The organism is Bacteroides uniformis, from assembly GCF_025147485.1.
Lineage (GTDB): Bacteria > Bacteroidota > Bacteroidia > Bacteroidales > Bacteroidaceae > Bacteroides > Bacteroides uniformis.
In genome coordinates this window covers 3,027,955-3,046,956 of sequence record NZ_CP102263.1, presented here as the reverse complement: position 1 = coordinate 3,046,956, position 19,002 = coordinate 3,027,955, and the positions used below count along the sequence as shown (strand labels likewise).

Sequence of the window (19,002 nt, the reverse complement as noted above, 5' to 3'; positions counted from 1 at the left end):
ATCATTACAGCCATGAAAAACGACCTATTGGCCTACCGCCACATCGGCATCAGCGAAAAAGACGAGGAGAAGATGCTCCAAAAAATAGGAGTGAAAAGCCTGGACGAGCTGATTGATAAAACCATTCCTGCCAACATCCGCCTGAAAGAACCGCTGGCTCTGCCCAAGACAATGACGGAGTATGAATTCGGACAGCACATTGCAGGACTGGCTGCCAAAAACAAACTTTACACAACCTATATCGGTATGGGATGGTACAATACCATCACTCCTGCCGTTATCCAACGGAATGTATTCGAGAACCCCGTTTGGTACACTTCCTATACCCCCTATCAGACCGAAGTCTCACAAGGACGCCTGGAAGCCCTGATGAACTTCCAGACTGCCGTATGCGACCTCACCGGCATGCCCCTTGCCAACTGCTCCCTGCTGGACGAAGCGACTGCCGCAGCCGAAGCCGTGACGATGATGTACGCCCTGCGTCCGCGCGACATGCAGAAATCGGGTGCCAACGTGGTATTTGTAGACGAAGCCGTCTTCCCGCAGACACTGGCGGTAATGACTACCCGCGCCATTCCGCAAGGTATCGAGCTGCGTATAGGAAAATACCATGAAATGGAATTCACGCCGGACATCTTCGCCTGCGTACTGCAATATCCCAACGCCGCCGGCAACGTGGAAGATTATCGCGCCTTCGTGGAAAAAGCCCATGCGGCCAACTGCAAAGTGGCCGTTGCCGCCGACATTCTGAGCCTCGCCCTGCTCACCCCTCCGGGAGAATGGGGAGCTGACATCGTCTTCGGAACCACACAACGGCTCGGTACACCGATGTTCTACGGCGGGCCGTCGGCAGCCTACTTTGCCACCCGCGACGAGTACAAGCGCAATATGCCGGGACGCATCATCGGCTGGTCGAAAGACAAATACGGCAAGCTGTGCTACCGCATGGCGCTGCAAACCCGCGAGCAACATATCAAGCGTGAAAAGGCGACTTCCAACATCTGTACCGCGCAGGCACTGCTGGCCACGATGGCTGGCTTCTATGCCGTATATCATGGTCCGGAAGGCATCCGCACCATTGCAGAACGCATCCACAGCATTGCCGTATTTCTGGAAGAAAGTATCAACAGACTGGGGTACAAGCAGGTCAATGCACAATATTTCGACACGCTCCGCTTTGCACTGCCCGACACCATTTCGGCACAGCAGATACGTACCATCGCCTTGAGCAAGGAAGTGAACCTGCGTTATTTCAAGAATGGGGACGTAGGTATGAGCATCGATGAGACTACGGACATCACTGCCGTCAACGTACTGCTCTCCATCTTTGCCATTGCCGCCGGAAGGGATTGGGAAAAGGCAAGCGACGTACCCATGGCAAGCAGCATCAGCGCGGAGATGAAACGCCAAAGCACCTATCTGACACATGAAGTATTCAACAAATACCATACGGAAACGGAGATGATGCGCTACATCAAGCGTCTCGACCGCAAGGACATCTCACTGGCACACTCCATGATTTCCCTCGGCTCGTGCACCATGAAGCTGAACGCTGCCGCAGAGATGCTGCCGCTCAGCCGTCCGGAATTCATGAACATGCATCCCCTGGTGCCCGAGGACCAGGCCGAAGGTTACCGCGAACTGATAAGCAACCTCAGTGAAGAGCTGAAGATAATTACCGGCTTTGCCGGTGTCAGCCTGCAACCCAACTCCGGTGCGGCAGGCGAATATGCAGGACTCCGCGTCATCCGCGCCTATCTGGAAAGTATAGGACAAGGGCACCGCAATAAAATACTGATACCTGCATCCGCACACGGCACCAACCCGGCATCTGCCATCCAGGCAGGCTTTACCACCGTGACCTGCGCCTGCGACGCACAAGGCAATGTGGATATGGCCGACCTGCGCGCCAAAGCGGAAGAAAACAAGGCGGACCTCGCCGCCCTAATGATCACCTACCCTTCCACACACGGTATCTTTGAAACGGAAATTGTGGAAATCTGCCACATCATACACGCCTGCGGTGCGCAGGTATATATGGACGGCGCCAATATGAATGCCCAAGTAGGCTTGACGAATCCCGGCTTTATCGGTGCGGATGTCTGCCATTTGAATCTGCACAAAACGTTCGCCTCTCCTCACGGTGGCGGCGGACCGGGCGTAGGTCCCATCTGCGTGGCAGAGCATCTGGTTCCGTTCCTTCCGGGACACAAATTGTTCGGCAATGCCGCCAACCAGGTGTCCGGAGCTCCTTTCGGCAGTGCAGGTATCCTCCCCATTACTTACGGCTATATCCGCATGATGGGAACAGAAGGGCTGACACGGGCCACAAAGATAGCCATCCTCAGCGCCAACTACCTGGCAGCCTGCCTCAAGGATACATACGGCATCGTTTACCGCGGTGCTACCGGCTTCGTAGGACACGAAATGATATTGGAATGCCGTAAGGTGCACGAAGAGACGGGCATCAGCGAAAACGACATCGCCAAGCGCCTGATGGATTATGGATATCATGCCCCTACCCTCTCCTTCCCGGTACACGGCACACTGATGATTGAACCGACGGAGAGCGAAAGCCTTGCCGAACTCGACAACTTTGTCCACGTGATGCTGACCATCTGGGACGAGATTCAAGAGGTGAAGAACGGCGAAGTCGACAAGACGGACAACGTGCTGGTGAATGCCCCGCATCCCGAATACGAAGTGGTAGCCGACACATGGGAGCACAGTTATACCCGCCAAAAGGCAGCCTACCCGATAGAAAGCGTGCGCGAAAACAAGTTCTGGGTGAACGTGGCACGCGTAGACAACACGTTGGGAGACCGTAAACTGTTGCCCACATGCTATGGATGCTTCGACTGATGAAAAGAAAGCGTAACGGACTATTTTATAGTAAAAAAGAAGAAACCATCAATTCCATCTCCCATGGCATCGGCATTGCCATGGGAGTAATTGTAAGTGCACTATTCCTGATAAAATGCTACCAGGCACAGAACCTTTGGGCAGCATGCGGCGTATGGCTCTATCTGTTCGGCATGGGCGGCTCCTATCTTGCCTCCACACTCTACCACTCCCTGAAACATCATAATCCGTGGAAACGGCGCTTGCGGCATTGGGACCATGCGGCCATCTATTGGCACATTGCAGGCAGTTACTCCCCCATCACGCTCATTGCATTGAGAGAGGACGGCGGTTGGGGATGGGAACTTTTCGGCTTCGTCTGGCTATGCGCCATCATCGGCACTGTTGTCAGCTTCCGCAAGATGGAGGAGCACAGTTACGTGGAAACAGTGTGTTACATCCTGATGGGACTGTCCGTACTGGTAGTATTCAAGCAGCTTTTCGCCCTCTCCCCTACAGCCTGCTACTGGATTATTGCCGAAGGAGTATGCTACATCACGGGAGCTGCTTTCTACTCCTTGCGCAAGGCACGGTACATGCATTCGGTTTTCCATTTCTTTGTATTGGGCGGTTCAGCCTGCCACATGGTGGCTGTATGGGACATACTGGTGAAGATGCTGTAAGCAAACGGCAAGCGCACAACAGCTAAAAGAAGTTAATAAGTATCTCTCCCCCTTGCTTTTCTCCATAACTTACCCTACGTTTGCAGTGTTGTACATCAGTGCAACACTAATAAAATTATGATAACGATAGAGAATACGAGCTACGGTTACAAGTCCAATCCACTTATTTTCAACAACATATCTTTGGAAATAGGAAACGGCATATATGGACTTCTGGGAGAAAACGGCGTAGGCAAAACGACGCTGATGCATCTCATCTGCGGACTACTCTTCCCCAAAAACGGAAAGTGCAGCATAGACGGAAGAAACACGGCGGAGAGACAGCCCGAAGGGTTGAACCGTTACTTCTTCCTGCCCGAAGAGATGCAGATGCCAACCGAGAGTATCGTCAGCTTCGCTGCACGCCATTCCGTATTCTATCCACATTTCAATCAGGAAGAATTCGAGCTGAACCTGGAAGAGCTGAAAATCAACCGGAAACAAAAACTCTCTTCCGTCTCCTACGGACAACAGAAGAAGGCAATGCTGGCATACGCCTTTGCCCTGCATACTCCATACATCCTGCTCGACGAACCGACAAACGGGCTGGACATCACCTCCCGCCAAGCCTTGAAACGTATCATCAGCCGCAGCATGGACGATGAAAGCACGCTGCTCATCTCCACCCATCAGGCGCACGACTTCGAGAATCTGCTGGACCATCTCGTCATCCTTGGCAAAGGCGAAATATTACTGAACCGTTCGCTGGACGAAATCAGTAACCGGCTTCTCTTTGCCCGTACGGACATCCTGCCGGCAGAAAGCATCTACAGCGAACAAGACTTGTCGGGCCATTTCTCCATTCTCCCCAACGAGGACGGAGAAGAGAACACACCGGACATCGAACTGCTGTATAAAGCGGTGCTGCAACAACCGGAAAAGATAAAGAGCATGTTTCAATGAAAATCCATCATACAAACAGAACTATGAACGCAACTTTTAATCTGAAACGCTTCCTGCTACTGGAACAATATAAAAGGAATGAGACCGGCAGGCACCTGCTTTGGTCGGCAGCCGTCGTATCGTTCATCTGCATCCTGTGCATTCTCTACGACATAAACCGCGGTGGAAGTTATTACGGCAAACATACCTCTGCCACCGAATTCTCCCGCTACGTACTATGGTTTATCCTCATTGCCCCCTGCCTGCTGGAAACAAATTTCAGCAAACGCAGCTCTACTCTCGATATACTGCTGCCGGCATCGGCATTCGAGAAGTTCCTGCATATCTGGATAAAATACCTGCTGCTGCTTCCCCTATTCTGCGGTCTACTGATAGCCTGCCTCAAAGGTCTGCTGTCCTTAAGCGGCAGCGAGTTCCTGCAGTATTTCGCAACGCACATCACGATGTTCCGGATACACAACACCCAGATACTGACCAATGTAATCCTGCATGCTTCCGCCTTCATCGGCTACTTCGCCTTCAGTCGGCAAGTCCTGCTGAAAAGTTTCACCATCTTTGTTGGCTCCATTGCCGTCTGCATAGGAATTGTAACTTTTGTGGCCTCCCTCATGCCCGAAGCCAGAGCGGACGGATACTGGATAGACAACATTGCCACATGGCCCAACACCAACTATCCGTTGTCGGCCGGTACACAAGCCATCGTGACTTTCTGCAATTATGCGGCTCCCATCAGTGTGCTGCTCGGTTCATGGGTATCGAGCTACTTCCTGCTCAAAGAAAAACAACTGTAGCCTATGGACTTCAAGACCAACAAACCGATATACCAGCAGATTGTAGATTTCTGTTTCAGCAAGATTCTCACCCGCGAATGGCAGGCAGAAGAGCGGGTGGTATCCGTGAGGGAGCTCTCCACACAACTGGCAGTGAACTCGCGTACCGTGTTGAAGGCCTATGAATACCTCCAGGCAGAGGGCATCATCTACCCGGAACGGGGAATGGGATTCTACCTCTCCAAAGATGCGGTGAAGAAAGTGATGCGAATACAGAAGAAAGAGTTTTTTGAAAACCAGCTTGCCGACATGTTCCACAGCATGGAGCTGCTCGGCATCAGTATAGAAGAAATAACAGAACGATATAACAAACTTAAAAAAGACGGTTCATGAAGAGATACGCAAAGACTGCATTATGGATTACCTTCGGACTCCTCTTCGGACTTACGATTGTCAAAGTTTCGACACTGATGTACGAGATTTATTCCTTCATGCATTCCTAACTTTCATCGGACAGACGAGGAAAGTATAAACAACTGATATACAAGCTTCAGCATCTTCCCTTAGCGGGAAGAGTGACTTTTGCATCCCTATCCAACAGTAACAGACTAATACAAACGATTATGAAAACCCAACTTTTTTTACTATTGCTTGCCCTCTCCGTACTCCGTACGCAGGCACAGAGCCTCTCCATCAAAGGACGCGTCACGGACGCCTCGCAAGAGGCAGTTGTAGCCGCCAATGTGTCATTATGGACTATAGACTCTACTTTGGTGACCGGAGTAACCTCGGATGCACAAGGCAAGTTCGCCCTCCCTAAAATCAAGGCAGGCGATTACCGCCTTTCCATCTCCTTTATCGGCCTCCAAAGTGAAAACATACTGCTGAAACTGAATAAAAGCCTCGACCTGGGCGATGTACAGTTGCAGGAAGATGCCGTGAGCCTCGGTGAAGTGACGGTATCTGCCAGCAATGTGCTGCAACGGGTAGACCGGCAAATCATCCTGCCTTCCGAAAGCCAGCTGAAACGCTCGTTCGGTGCCTACGACTTGCTGAACAATCTCGGCATTGCCCGTCTGCAAGTGGACAATCTGAGCAACAGCATGAGCGTCAGCGGTGGTGGGGCCGTACAAACCCGTATCAACGGCATTAAAGTGACAGACAAGGAGATAGCGGCCGTCAGAGCCAAAGACGTACTGCGTGTGGAGTTCATCGAAGACCCCGGCAAGCAGTACGGAGACGATGAACTGGGCGCCGTAGTCAACATTATCCTGCGCCGCCGCGAAACGGGCGGTGTTGTGAACTTCCAACTCTCCGATTCGCCCCACACCCTATGGGGAGAGAATTTCCTGAGCGCGAAGTTCAATTACAAGAACTCCGAATGGGGCATCGACTACTTCAACAAGAACGGCAAGTATCACAGCCGCCTCGAATCCCATGAAACCTTCTATCTGGGCGACCGCACCATCGACCGCATCAAGGAAGGCATCGAAGACGAGTCTCCCTCCCTGAGCTTCATCAACAACCTGAATCTGACGTACAATCTGACGAAAGCGGACAAATATGTATTCAATGCCATCTTCCGTAACAACCTCAGCAATACCCCCTACCAGAATGAGCTGAACAAGATGTGGGCAGCGGGCAGCACGGAGTCCATCTATTCATACGTCAACAACCACACATCCAGCTACTCTCCGGTGCTCGACCTTTACTTCCAGCATACCCTGCCCCATCAGCAGAGCATCCAGGTGAATGTAACGGGAACGCTCATCCATACCAAGAACAACCGGAAATACAAGGAGTACAAAGACGAGAACGCACCGCTGGCAGACATCCAGACATTGGTGGACGGTGACAAGCGCTCCGTCATTGGCGAAGCCATCTATGAAAAGAACTTCAAGGAGGTGAAGCTGAGCGGCGGTGCCCGCCACTATCAGATGCGGACAGAGAATGAGTATAAAGGTTCCAACCCTACCACTTCGAAGATGGACCAGTCGCAGACATCCGCTTTCTTCGAGGTGCAGGGCAAGGTAAAGGACTTCAGCTATGCGGGCAGTGTAGGAATGACACGTGCCTGGTTCAAGGAAAGTGAGGAAGACCATGCTTACTATACCTTCACGCCCACCATGCGGTTGAGCTATAATCTGAAGAAGGCGGGATTCCTGCGCTACCGGTTCAACATCAGTCCTGCCATACCGTCGCTCGGCTCGCTGACTGATGTGGAGCAGGCGATGGACACGATACAGATAGTCCGCGGAAACCCGTTGCTGAAAACGTATCAACAGTTCACGAACTCCTTGTCTTACAGCTATTCGAAGAAGCAGTTCAACGCCAATCTGAGCGTGCGCCACCAGTATTATGACAATCCCATCATGGAAAGCATCTTCGTGGAGGACGGCAAACTGATACTGAAAGATGAAAACCAGCGGTCGTTCCAAAGCCTGAATGCGGAACTGATGGTCGGCATTAACGGCGCTACGCTGTTCGGGCTGAAGGATTTCCTGACGCTTTATGCTTCGGGAGGATATACGCGCAGTTGGTCGGAAGGTTTGAACTATAGCCATATGTACGATGAATTCTATTACAGCGTGATGGCGCAAGTGCAATATAAAGACTTCTCGCTGCTCGGGCAGTTCCGGAAAGTGCAGAACAATTTCTTCGGCGAAACCATCAAGAAGAACGAAAACCAGACGGCATTCATGGCAATGTACACCCGGCGGAACCTTCAGGCGGGAATCGGCATTATGTTTCCTTTCACCAATAACTATAAGGTGGGAAAAGAAAGAATCAGTGAAGTGGCTCCTTTCCGTTCCGAAACATTCGTCAGGGAGACGGGACAGATGGTCGTACTGCGCATGGGCTATACATTCGAGTTCGGACGCAAGCACAAGGCAGGCAACAAGGGGCTGAACAACAGTGATACGGACAGCGGCATCATCAATATGCAGCGATAACCCATTTCCTCTGTGAAGAGGAAGCCCAACGGAGAGTGGCGGAATTATACGTTATTTTGCTTCATGTATGATTAATTACCTGACCGCCACCTCTCCTGCGGGTATCTCTGTTTAGCGGATGATGGTCACCGTACCTTCCTTCACCTTTTTCTCCTTCACCGGAGCATCGGCGGGAGCATATCCCAGGGCTGCGCAGCCATATACCTTATGGCTCTCGGGTACACCCAGCTTTGTCAAGAAAGCGCGGACATCGGGGTCGTCGCAGGTCTGCCCCAACTGGTTAATCCAGCAGGAACCGATGCCGAGGGACTTGGCTGCAAGAAAAATGTTCTCCAAGGCGCAGGCACAATCCATACCGGCCCACCACTTGTCCGGCTCATTGGAGACAATGACCAACGTGGGGGCATGATAGTAGCAACAATAAGTCTGGCTGTGTCCACGCTCCCGTGTATGGAGGTCGTCACTCTTGGCAAAGGCACCTTTGATTTTATCGTTCAGCTCTTCCAGCACCTCCTTATTCTGGATGGCGGTAAAGTGCCACGTCTCCAAATGCATACCACTGGGAGCATAGGTAGCCGCCTCAAGGATAAGGTTCAAATCTTCTGCGGAAACTTGCTGTTCCGTATAGGCACGGACGCTGCGGCGTGCCTTGATGGTTTGTAATGTCTCGTTCATTTATTTATTTATTTGAGAATTGATAGTTGATAATGCACATCAGTACGTGTTCAGTGGGGCTGTTTCACCGTTTCACCAGCCCAATCTTTACATTCAGCTTGAAGTACCAGACGCCGTTCTCGCGCTCCAAGAAGCCGTATTTATCTTTCTCTACGGCACCTTTCTCCAAACGCGTATTCTGATAGAGGAAGTCTGCAAAGACCTGCGGACGGGATTTGTGGTAGCAAAGTACCTGCCCGCTGCCGTCCGTCAGGAAGATGCCTTCGACGGCAGAGTCCGTACCGTTATAAATTTTGGCAGGGCGCATGCCGAGGGCAAGTGCCAGCAGGAACTGCTTCATCTTGAACTCGTAGAAGCGGTGCTTGTTTATCAACTCGTCCTTTATCTTCAACGGATTCATCTCCTTGATGCGCTCCGTCAATTCGCTGATGCGGGTGATGCCGTCCAAGTGCATCAAGCGTACCATCTCGGCAAGCATGCGGGGGAAGTGGAGGTCTATCATCAGCAAGTTGCAGCGGAACACGCGGTCGGCAACGTCGGCATACTTCAGCACGCCGCCCAGTCGCTCAATCATCATCATGCGTTCTGCCACTTCCGTAGGAGATTCCGGCAGGGCATTCACCTTGTTCACCGTGGGCACGGCAAACTTGACACCGCTTTGCTCCAGCTTCAGATTCGCCGTGCGCCCTCCGTCCAGCAACGGATTCATCGGGGTAAGACGACAACGGACATTGAAGCCCGTTAGAGGTGCTTCGGGATGCCAGAAGGCAACGGAGAAGTCGGTACGGTCCTCCGTCTTTGCTTCCAGGTCGAAGATGTTGACAGCATCCAAAAAGGCTTCCAAACCTTCGGACACTTCCACTTCCTCGCCCGAAACGTTCTTCAGCAGATGCAGAACCAACTCTGCCGCATCACCAAAGTCTTCGCGGGGGAAACGCAGTTCCTCCTTCTCGCCCGGAACAAACGAACCGTCCTTCCCGGCAGTTCCGCTGACAATGCGCACTTCCTGCGCTTCGATATAGTAACGGCGCGTACCGTCATGCTCTTCCCTCTGTATCAAGGCAACGGGCCAGCGCAGGGTTTCGTCTTTTTCAGCTTTCGGTGTGCCCAATGACACGGCTCCATCCGCCAGCAGGCGAAAGAAGGTGTAGAGCTCACCCAGTTCTCTTTTTGTTGCACTAAATGCCATAAACTTTCTTTTGTTTAAAGGGGGGAGTCAGCCTTTCATAAGGAGTGGTGCCGTTTCCGCAAAGAAAACAGTCTGTTCCTCATAGGAAAACAACTTGTTCCGTTAAAGGAAACGAACAACTTCCCTATTAAAAGGGGCTCTTATCCCATTTGTTGTATTATTCAAACCTTAATGTTTCTACTTTCTCCAACCGTGCCCGCAACTTCGGCATCATGGACTGACGGATGCGGAGCGTCATACGGCAGTCCATATCATACGACTGTTCCAGAATTTCCGGCTCCTCCTCCTTCACCACCCGCATCACATCGTTCATGAAGGGGTATTCGAAGAGGAAAGTCACCGCCTCATCTACCGTCTTTTCAATGATGGTGGCAGCGGCAATGGCTTCGGCGGCAGCAGCCTTATAAGCTACAATCAGTCCACTCGTACCCAACTTGATACCGCCGAAGTAGCGCACTACGATGACGAGAATATCCGTCAGTTCGTTGGAATTGATTTGTCCCAGAATCGGCTTGCCTGCCGTACCCGATGGCTCGCCGTTGTCGTTGGCACGGAAGTCCTTCCGCTCATGGCCCAACATGTAGGCGTAACACACGTGGCGGGCGTCGTAGTATTTCTTCTGGTAAGTTTCCAGATGCGCCTTCACCTCCTCTACTGTACGCACCGGCAGGGCAATAGCAATGAACTTGCTGCGCTTTTCAGTGTAAATGCCCTCGGAAGGGGCAACGATGGTTTTATACGTATCTTCGCTCATGCTGCAAAGATAATGCAAAATCAAAAGTGGTAGAAATAAGAAAAGAGATTTTTACGCTGTTATGTCCTTACACCAGTGAATTAGTCATGCACAAAAAAGCCTATGTCTTCGGTAAAAAAGCAAAAGAACAGACAAGTGATAAAAATATTCAAATTGCGAAGTTCACTTGGACTACTAAAATCATTACATGTACGTAGTTCGTCATGTAGCTCTGACAACTTCTCCGCAACTTTTAATCTGCCGGACTTCATCCATTGGAACAAAAAACTCTACTCCATCAAGAAGATAAAAAAGAGTGAAATATCAATAAATATGTGCCAACAGATTCTCATATTTTTCTTGCTCACGCATATCATATGTCAATTCCGATTCACCAGTACTTACAGCAATAATTTTGAGAGTAGCTTTAGTAACTTGCAAGCCACACTTAATTTCCTCCAATATAGTTGTCATAGAAGTGGACATTACTTCCTTATAACCAAACAATCCTTTGATGAAAGCCTTTTGTAAGAGACTAGAACACTTTCGCCATCACAATAACACATATGTCAACATCACTTTTTCCAAATGCTCTTAGAATGTACAAACACTTTGGATGTTGACTGACGTTCTTTGAAAATTCTCTGTAAAACCTCTATCTCTTGGTTATTCAAATTTTATTTTAGCCAAATGTCATTTACAAACTTAGGTAAAATTCTATCATTATCTAATCCTTACAACACTCTTTTTTACATCAATATCATGATCATCTTGAAAAATTTTATAGAGCAAAGCATCAACTATAGCTCTTTCACCTTCTCCTGCTTTAGGTCCTAAAACAACTTGCATTTTTTTCATAGCTTCCCATTTTAACGGTATATAAAAAGATTCTCTTTCAAGAGGTCTATCTATAATAGCTCCTTTTTCATTAACAGACATTCCCCTTATTATGAAACGTGCCTCTTTTTGAAAATCCCAATACTTCTTTTTATGAATCCCTATTTCATTAGTATGAAGCAAAATGTCACCGTTCTTACAAGAAACAGCATATTCTTTATAACATTTAACAGCATCATTATCATCTTTTAAATCATACTTTACATTACAAGGTTCTGTATTATTCATATCACTACTTACTGCTAAATGTCCATCACGATAGAATCTTTCTTTAAGAAAAGAAGTTTTATCATTAATTTTATATACAACAAACATATCCTTGTCAAGCCCGATTCTCACTCCTTTCAAGTCTGTATACATTTTCCATAGAGCAATATTCTCTACTTTATCCTCTGTCCAACACGAAACAAACGAAGATGAATTCAATTTCATGTCGCTATCCCCATAGCCAAACAAACTCTCATCCGGATCATCTACTAAATCCAAGCGATTAAACTTAATAGACTTTGTTGTCAAAATCAACGCAAATGTTGCTAATGATGTATAATGATATAGCATAAATTATTATTTTTATAAACCTATCGACCATTAAACTAATATTACTCACTTTTGAGACAATTCATATGAAAATATACCTATCGAAAACCTTCATAAAAGTATATCTACCGCAAAAATAGATATTTTTCAGTGAAACTATATTATTTTCTACTATTACTCGCTCTTCTTTTTAAGAATTTTACGCACCAAAGAATATAAGTATCGATAGTTTATTTTATCTAACTTTTTTTCCTACGAAAATAGACATGACAAAAACGTCAAATTATCCTCTCTAACATTTAACAAAGGACTTCCAAATCATCTGAAGAAAGTTTCAAACTATTTGAACTAAACATTGTAAGTATTGAAAATAAGCTTTATTTTCGCACTTAAAACAGATATCCGCAACCTAAGAACATGTATCTGCAGGCTGGATCGATCCTCCAGAAAATAGACTACCAGTTATTTAAAATGAAGCCTCAAAAGATAGTGATTGCCATCGATTCCTTCAAAGGATGCCTCACCTCGGCAGAAGCCGGAGAAGCTGCCGCCCAAGGGGTACATGCCGCATGTCCCGAATGCCAAACCATCGTGCTCCCCGTGGCCGACGGTGGAGAAGGCATGCTCGACGTCCTACTTGCAGCCAGTAACGGAAAACGTATCACCGTCCGTGCCCACGACCCGTTGATGCAACCGTGCGATGCCAGTTACGGCATCTCCGGAGACGGCAATACCGCATTCGTAGAAATGGCTGCCATCAGCGGCCTGCCACTGGTTCCTGCCGACAAAAGGAATCCGATGAAAACCACCACCTTCGGAACGGGCGAACTGATACACGATGCCTTGGAACGGGGATGCCTCCGTTTCGTCATCGGACTTGGAGGGAGCGCCACGAACGATGCCGGTCTGGGAATGCTGCAAGCATTGGGATTCCGTTTCTTCGATAAAGAAGGACACGAAGTGGGAAGCATGGAAAAAGGCATCGCCCTATGCGGTGCCCTTCTATCGGAAATCAGCTCCATAGACAGCTCTTCTGCCCATCCCGCACTGAAAAAGGCATGTTTCACGACGGCGTGTGATGTACGCAATCCTTTCTTCGGTCCCAATGGAGCAGCCCACGTATTCGCTCCCCAAAAAGGAGCAGACGCGGATATGGTGAAGGAACTGGATATTGCCATGCAGCATCTTTCAGACGTCATATTCCACACTACCGGCAAAGACGTATCCTTGCATCCCGGTGCCGGTGCGGCAGGCGGTATGGGGGGCGGTCTCCACGCATTTCTGGATGCACAGTTGAAACCCGGCATAGAGCTTCTTTTGGAAACTCTGGACTTTGCAGAAAAGATTAAGGATGCCGACCTCCTCATCACCGGAGAAGGGAAATCGGACCGGCAGACTCTTATGGGGAAAGTACCTTCGGGCATCTTGCAGGAAGCAAGGAGGCAACATATTCCCGTCATCCTGCTGGCAGGAGCGATAGAGGATGCCGGGATACTGAATGCAGCCGGATTCCGGGGCGTATTCTCCATTACCCCCTCTCCCATCTCTTTGGAGCAGGCCATGCAACCCGAGTTTGCTCAAGAAAATATCCAAAGGACAGTGGAGCAAATTTGCCGGATTTTCTTTTAACTCCCTCTAACTCCTTTAACATACCGATAGCACCAGATACCGACCACGTCGGCAATCAGCCAGCCGATGGGGATGGACCACCAGATGCCTGTCACCCCAATCTCAGGTATCGAAGCAAGCCAGTAAGAAAGAACTACACGGGTGCCCAGCGACAGCACGGTCAGCACAACAGACATGCCCGGCATACGGATGGCCCGGTAGTATCCGTACAGCAAAAACAAGATACCGATGCCACAGTAGAAAGCACCTTCAATGCGTAGGTACGCCACTCCCACCGCAATAATCTCCGTTTCGTCCGGACGGACAAAGATAAGTATCAACGGTTTGGCAAAGATGAAAACCAATACGGACACAAGGAGCGAAAAAACAACAGCCGTGACAAATGCACTGCGAACACCCCGGTGGATACGGTCGTAACGTCCGGCCCCGAAGTTCTGTGCAATAAAGGTGGAAAAGGCGTTCCCAAATTCCTGCACGGGCATATAGGCGAAAGAGTCAATCTTCACAGCTGCCGCAAAAGCTGCCATTACCGCTGTTCCAAAGCTGTTGACAAGTCCCTGTACCATCAGGATTCCCAGATTCATCACCGACTGTTGGATGCAAGTCAGTGTAGAGAAGGAAGCTATTTCCTTCAAGCAAGTACGGTCAAAACACATATCTTCATGATGCCATCGCAGTTCCGGACGCCTTCTGTAAGTATAAATGATGATGCCCAGAGCAGCTACTCCTTGAGCGAGGACAGTGGCCGCAGCCGCACCCTGAATCCCCCAATCCAGTTGTAGGATAAAAAACAAGTCGAGCGCTATATTCAGAACGACAGAAACTGCCAGAAACCAAAGCGGAGTGACAGAATCCCCTACTGCACGCAGCAGAGATGCGTAGAAGTTATAGATAAAGGTGAAAACTATACCGCAGAAGATTATCCACAAGTAGCTGCGCATCATGCCGTATATGTCTTGCGGGACCTGCAACAGCCGGAGAATAGGGTCGAGCCAGATAAAAACGGCTACATTCAGTATCAATGTCACGATACCTATCAGTACAAACGAACTGAATATGCTACGACGCAGTGCTACATGGTTTCCGGCACCATAATGTAAAGAGAACACAGTGCCACTGCCCATCGCCAGTCCCAGCAAAACGGATATAAGGAAAACCATCAATGTGTATGCCGAACCGACCGCCGCCAACGCCCCTGCACCAATGCATTGGCCTACAATGAGCGTATCTGCAATGTTGTAGCATTGCTGCAAAAAAGACCCTACCATCATGGGTAGGGTAAAATGTAATAAAGTACCGGTTATGCCTCCTTGAGTGAGGTCTCCTTTCCGTAGCATCCTGCTTTTGTTTTTAAGAGTTTCATTTCCGGGTACAAAGATACAAAACCCTCCAACAAATCATCTGGACTCGACGAAGAAAGAGGCATGTAATAAAAAAAGCAGAGGGTTAACCTCTGCTCTCCATACTGTTTTTGTCAGGATTCAGAATCTTTACGACCTGACGAACATCTCTCTTGTCTGCATTACCGTAAAGGCCAATCTGTTGTCCGGGTACTGTTCCCTTTTCATGTTCTGCCTGGGACAATGCTACTTTCGGGTCAATATGCCCTGCTTTCTTATCTATATTCATACCTATTGAGTTTTTCTAAATTCTTATATGAGAACAAGATAAAAAAGCAAATTGTTCAGCAGTGTCACGAGATATTTAGTAATTCCACTTCAAATATCAGTGTGGAATACGCCGGAATGGGTCCACTGGTACGTGTACCGTATCCCATGGTGTAAGGGATATATACAATCCAACGACTTCCGGGATGCATTCGTAGCAAGGCAATCTGCCAGCCCTCAATCACTTCATTCAGACGAAAAGCCTCCGGACACTTCCGTTTCCACGAATTATCGAACTCACGCCCATTGATAAGAGTGCCTTTATAATGCACAGATACTACACTGTTGAGACGTGGTGTCGGACCGTCTCTGCCTTCCTCCAATACCCGATAAAGTATGCCGCAAGGCAATTCCTTGATTCCTTCTGCCGTACGCAACTGCTCCAGAAACTGTTCGTTCTGCAATTTATATTCTTCTTTTCTACTCATATTGACTTTTTCAATACTTTACAATAATTTGTGCACTGCTTTCTTGCAGTTCCGCATATCCTTTTCCGTCAGCTCAGGATGCTTCTTAGTACCTCCCCTCTCAATGGTTTTCACAATCTTGAAACCACTCCATTTCAGAATCTCCCTGAAAGCTTTCACCACACCGTGCGTCTGATTATAGAGAATATTGAAAGGATAAGGGGTAGTACAAGTGCTTACCACAATCGCTTTCTTGCCCTTATGAAGCGGAAGGGGCATTCCCCAGGAGTTCTCCCCCATCATACCGTAAACCATACGGTCGAAAAGCACTTTCACTTCTCCCGGCATGTTTCCCCAATAGCAAGGGGCACCGATTATCACTGCATCGGCTTCTTTCATAGACTGCAACACTCTCTGTGCCCCATCCTCGGGCAGACAACACTTCAATGAACTGCGACACTTCATGCAACCGATGCAGGGATGTACCTGCAACTGTGGAACGTCTATATAAACTGTTCCAACTCCGCAGCCTTCAAGTTCCTGCTTCATCAGCTCCAACATTTTCGACATGTTGCCATGACGACGAGGACTACCGTTAAGAATCAATACCTTCATTGTATACTCTCAATTTTTCGGCAAAGGTCGGCATTTTCTACATAATAACCTTATTATTCTGTTTTAATCCGAAAAAAACGGGGATGTCTTTTAGTGGAAGACATCCCCGTTTCAGTTTATATCAATTCATTTAGTCCAGTTTATGAATCACCAACCCCGAACGCAACTTCGGCTCAAACCAAGTTGTCTTGGGAGGCATGATGTTGCCCGTATCGGCGATGTCCATCAGCTGCTTCATGGAAACGGGATAGAGGGCCAATGCCACTTTCATCTCACCACTGTCCACCCGCTTCTTCAACTCTCCCAGACCACGGATGCCGCCTACAAAGTCAATACGCTTGTCGGAACGGAGGTCTTTGATGCCGAGCACTTCATCCAGTATCAGATTGGAGGAGATGGTTACATCCAGTACTCCAATGGGGTCGTTATCATTATAAGTACCCGGTTTGGCAGTAAGGCTGTACCACTTTCCGTTCAAATAGAGGGAGAAGTTATGCAGTTCGGACGGCTTATAGATGTCCTCACCTTTCTCCTCCACGATGAAATTCTTGCCCACAGCAGCCAGAAACTCTTCGGGAGTCATGCCGTTCAAGTCCTTCACCACCCGGTTATAGTCAATAATAGTCAACTGGTTGGCAGGGAAGCACACAGCCATGAAGTAGTTGTACTCTTCGTCACCACGGTGATTGGGATTTTGCTTGGCTTTCTCCGCACCCACCAAAGCGGCAGCGGCACTGCGATGATGCCCATCGGCAATGTAGAGAGCGGGCATTTGGGCAAACTCTTGGGTAATGGCATCAATGTCCTCCTGCTTGTCTATAATCCAGAAGGTATGGCCGAAACCGTCACCCGGAGCGATAAAGTCGTATACCGGTTTCCCCGCTGTATAACGGGAAATGACGGCATCCAGTGCAGCGTTATCGGGATAGGCAAAGAATACGGGCTCAATGTTGGCATTGTTCACGCGGACATGCTTCATACGGTCCTCCTCTTTATCACGACGAGTCAACTCGTGCTTCTTGATAACGCCGTTCATATAATCGGGAACATAGGCACCGACAACAAGACCGTACTGTGTCTTGCCGTTCATGGTCTGGGCATAGACGTAATAGTTTTCTTTATCGTCCTGCACCAGCCAGCCTTTCTCCTGGAACATACGGAAGTTCTCTGCAGCTTTCTGATAAACACGTTCGTCATGCTCATCCGTACCGACGGGAAAATCTATTTCCGGCTTGATAATATGATATAGGGATTTTTCATTACCTTCCGCTTCTATGCGGGCTTCCTCTGAATTGAGTACATCATACGGGCGGGAAGCTACTTGTTCTACTAAGTCTTGGGGAGGACGGACTCCTTTGAAAGGTTTAATGATTGCCATGGTAATTAGATGTTTTAATGGAATACTTAGGCGCAGATTACACGGAACTGTACGGAAAATAAAAACTCCGTGAAATCCGCGTAATCCGCGCCTACTAAAAATATTACTTGTTTACGCGGAACTTCTCGCAACCGTCTTTCAGGAAGCCTACAATCTGCTTGGCAGCGGCAATACCTGCGTTGATATTGGCTTCAGCAGTCTGGGCCCCCATCTTTTTCGGTGTAGAGAAATAACGTCCGGCAAACTTGGCTGCAAATGTTTCATTGGCAGCAGGCATAATGTCGGTCATGTATTTCAAGTCGGTGCGCTCTTCCATCAGCTGGATAAGCTCTGCTTCATTGATGACTTCCTTACGGGCTGTGTTCACCAGCAGTCCGCCCTTCGGCATCTTGTTCACCAATGCATAATTGATGGAATTCTTCGTTTCGGCAGTTGCAGGAATATGCAGGGAAACGACGTCGCAAGTAGAGTAAAGCTCTTCAGCAGAACCCACAGCCTTCACTCCATCCTTCTCGATTACTTCTTTCGGGCAGAAAGCGTCGAACGCATAAATCTCCATACCGAAGCCTTTGGCAATACGGGCTACGTTGCGGCCTACGTTACCATAAGCGTGGATACCCAGCTTCTTGCCCATCAGTTCAGTACCGGAAGTACCGTTATACATATTACGGACAGCCATCACCATCAAGCCAAAAGCTAATTCGGCCACAGCATTGGAGTTCTGTCCCGGAGTATTCATTACACATACATTGTGGGCAGTAGCTGCTTCCAGGTCCACATTATCATAACCGGCACCGGCACGCACCACAATCTTCAGTTCCTTGGCGGCATCCAGCACTTCAGCATCAATGATGTCACTGCGGATAATGATAGCGTTGGCATCTTTCACAGCCTCCAACAGCTTGGCTTTTTCACCATATTTTTCCAGCAGCACGAGTTCGTAACCTGCTGCTTCTATTTCTTTACGGATACCGTCTACTGCCACTTTGGCAAACGGTTTGTCTGTTGCAACTAATACTTTCATAATTTCATGATATTAAAAAGACTCACCACAGATGACACAGATTATCACAGAGTTTAATCAT

Annotated in this window: 18 protein-coding genes; 7 read left to right on the top strand and 11 right to left on the bottom strand. The window is 48.7% G+C overall.

Annotated features, from left to right (window positions below; all coding sequences use genetic code 11):
* Window positions 1–12: 12 nt before the first annotated feature.
* The 6 genes from gcvP (at window position 13) to NQ510_RS11995 (ending at window position 8,190) form a co-directional block, all read left to right on the top strand.
* Entirely contained in the window at window positions 13–2,862 is a 2,850-nt protein-coding gene (gcvP, locus tag NQ510_RS12020) for an aminomethyl-transferring glycine dehydrogenase (RefSeq protein WP_005828153.1), read from the top strand.
* Window positions 2,841–3,524: a PAQR family membrane homeostasis protein TrhA gene (trhA, locus tag NQ510_RS12015; RefSeq protein ID WP_080545839.1), complete on the top strand. Its 684-nt coding sequence runs from the start codon at window positions 2,841–2,843 to the stop codon at window positions 3,522–3,524. The genes gcvP and trhA overlap by 22 nt, the downstream gene beginning before the upstream one ends.
* Window positions 3,525–3,641: 117 nt before the next feature.
* The gene (locus tag NQ510_RS12010) at window positions 3,642–4,466 is read left to right on the top strand and encodes an ATP-binding cassette domain-containing protein (RefSeq protein WP_005828149.1); all 825 of its coding nucleotides are present in this window, start codon (window positions 3,642–3,644) and stop codon (window positions 4,464–4,466) included.
* A complete protein-coding gene (locus NQ510_RS12005) occupies window positions 4,463–5,257 on the top strand; it encodes a hypothetical protein (protein WP_005828147.1) in 795 nt (264 codons plus the stop codon). The genes NQ510_RS12010 and NQ510_RS12005 overlap by 4 nt, the downstream gene beginning before the upstream one ends.
* 3 nt (window positions 5,258–5,260) lie before the next feature.
* Window positions 5,261–5,629 (top strand): GntR family transcriptional regulator, encoded by a 369-nt coding sequence (locus NQ510_RS12000; protein ID WP_005828145.1) that lies wholly within the window; start codon window positions 5,261–5,263, stop codon window positions 5,627–5,629.
* Window positions 5,630–5,859: 230 nt separating this feature from the next.
* Complete coding sequence (locus NQ510_RS11995; RefSeq protein WP_005828142.1) at window positions 5,860–8,190, top strand: TonB-dependent receptor; 2,331 nt, start codon at window positions 5,860–5,862, stop codon at window positions 8,188–8,190.
* Window positions 8,191–8,301: 111 nt separating this feature from the next.
* On the opposite strand, the gene NQ510_RS11990 is transcribed toward NQ510_RS11995, so the two are convergent.
* The 5 genes from NQ510_RS11990 to NQ510_RS11970 all read right to left on the bottom strand — a co-directional run bounded on the left by NQ510_RS11990 (window position 8,302) and on the right by NQ510_RS11970 (window position 12,242).
* The gene (locus NQ510_RS11990) at window positions 8,302–8,865 is read right to left on the bottom strand and encodes a nitroreductase family protein (protein ID WP_005828141.1); all 564 of its coding nucleotides are present in this window, start codon (window positions 8,863–8,865) and stop codon (window positions 8,302–8,304) included.
* 64 nt (window positions 8,866–8,929) lie between these two features.
* Window positions 8,930–10,054 (bottom strand): HpaII family restriction endonuclease, encoded by a 1,125-nt coding sequence (locus NQ510_RS11985; RefSeq protein ID WP_005828138.1) that lies wholly within the window; start codon window positions 10,052–10,054, stop codon window positions 8,930–8,932.
* A 157-nt stretch (window positions 10,055–10,211) separates the two neighbouring features.
* Window positions 10,212–10,808, bottom strand: a complete 597-nt coding sequence (locus tag NQ510_RS11980; RefSeq protein ID WP_005828136.1) for an IMPACT family protein — start codon at window positions 10,806–10,808, stop codon at window positions 10,212–10,214.
* A gap of 303 nt (window positions 10,809–11,111) precedes the next feature.
* Entirely contained in the window at window positions 11,112–11,261 is a 150-nt protein-coding gene (locus tag NQ510_RS11975) for a hypothetical protein (protein WP_005828133.1), read from the bottom strand.
* A gap of 249 nt (window positions 11,262–11,510) precedes the next feature.
* Entirely contained in the window at window positions 11,511–12,242 is a 732-nt protein-coding gene (locus tag NQ510_RS11970) for a hypothetical protein (RefSeq protein ID WP_074668557.1), read from the bottom strand.
* Between the two features lie 450 nt (window positions 12,243–12,692).
* Here NQ510_RS11970 and NQ510_RS11965 point away from each other — a divergent pair, with 450 nt between their 5' ends.
* Window positions 12,693–13,850: a glycerate kinase family protein gene (locus NQ510_RS11965; RefSeq protein ID WP_034525615.1), complete on the top strand. Its 1,158-nt coding sequence runs from the start codon at window positions 12,693–12,695 to the stop codon at window positions 13,848–13,850.
* On the opposite strand, the gene NQ510_RS11960 is transcribed toward NQ510_RS11965, so the two are convergent.
* From NQ510_RS11960 to NQ510_RS11935, 6 genes are all read right to left on the bottom strand, one after another.
* The gene (locus tag NQ510_RS11960; protein ID WP_005828124.1) at window positions 13,847–15,187 is read right to left on the bottom strand and encodes an MATE family efflux transporter; all 1,341 of its coding nucleotides are present in this window, start codon (window positions 15,185–15,187) and stop codon (window positions 13,847–13,849) included. The two genes, NQ510_RS11965 and NQ510_RS11960, sit on opposite strands and share 4 nt — an antisense overlap.
* A gap of 109 nt (window positions 15,188–15,296) precedes the next feature.
* Window positions 15,297–15,479 (bottom strand): hypothetical protein, encoded by a 183-nt coding sequence (locus NQ510_RS11955; RefSeq protein ID WP_005828120.1) that lies wholly within the window; start codon window positions 15,477–15,479, stop codon window positions 15,297–15,299.
* Window positions 15,480–15,543: 64 nt separating this feature from the next.
* Window positions 15,544–15,945 (bottom strand): FKBP-type peptidyl-prolyl cis-trans isomerase, encoded by a 402-nt coding sequence (locus NQ510_RS11950; protein ID WP_005828117.1) that lies wholly within the window; start codon window positions 15,943–15,945, stop codon window positions 15,544–15,546.
* Window positions 15,946–15,963: 18 nt separating this feature from the next.
* Complete coding sequence (locus NQ510_RS11945; protein ID WP_005828115.1) at window positions 15,964–16,539, bottom strand: flavodoxin family protein; 576 nt, start codon at window positions 16,537–16,539, stop codon at window positions 15,964–15,966.
* A gap of 130 nt (window positions 16,540–16,669) precedes the next feature.
* Window positions 16,670–17,917, bottom strand: a complete 1,248-nt coding sequence (locus NQ510_RS11940; protein WP_005828109.1) for a DUF1015 domain-containing protein — start codon at window positions 17,915–17,917, stop codon at window positions 16,670–16,672.
* A gap of 103 nt (window positions 17,918–18,020) precedes the next feature.
* The gene (locus NQ510_RS11935; protein ID WP_005828107.1) at window positions 18,021–18,941 is read right to left on the bottom strand and encodes an NAD(P)-dependent oxidoreductase; all 921 of its coding nucleotides are present in this window, start codon (window positions 18,939–18,941) and stop codon (window positions 18,021–18,023) included.
* Window positions 18,942–19,002: the final 61 nt, after the last annotated feature.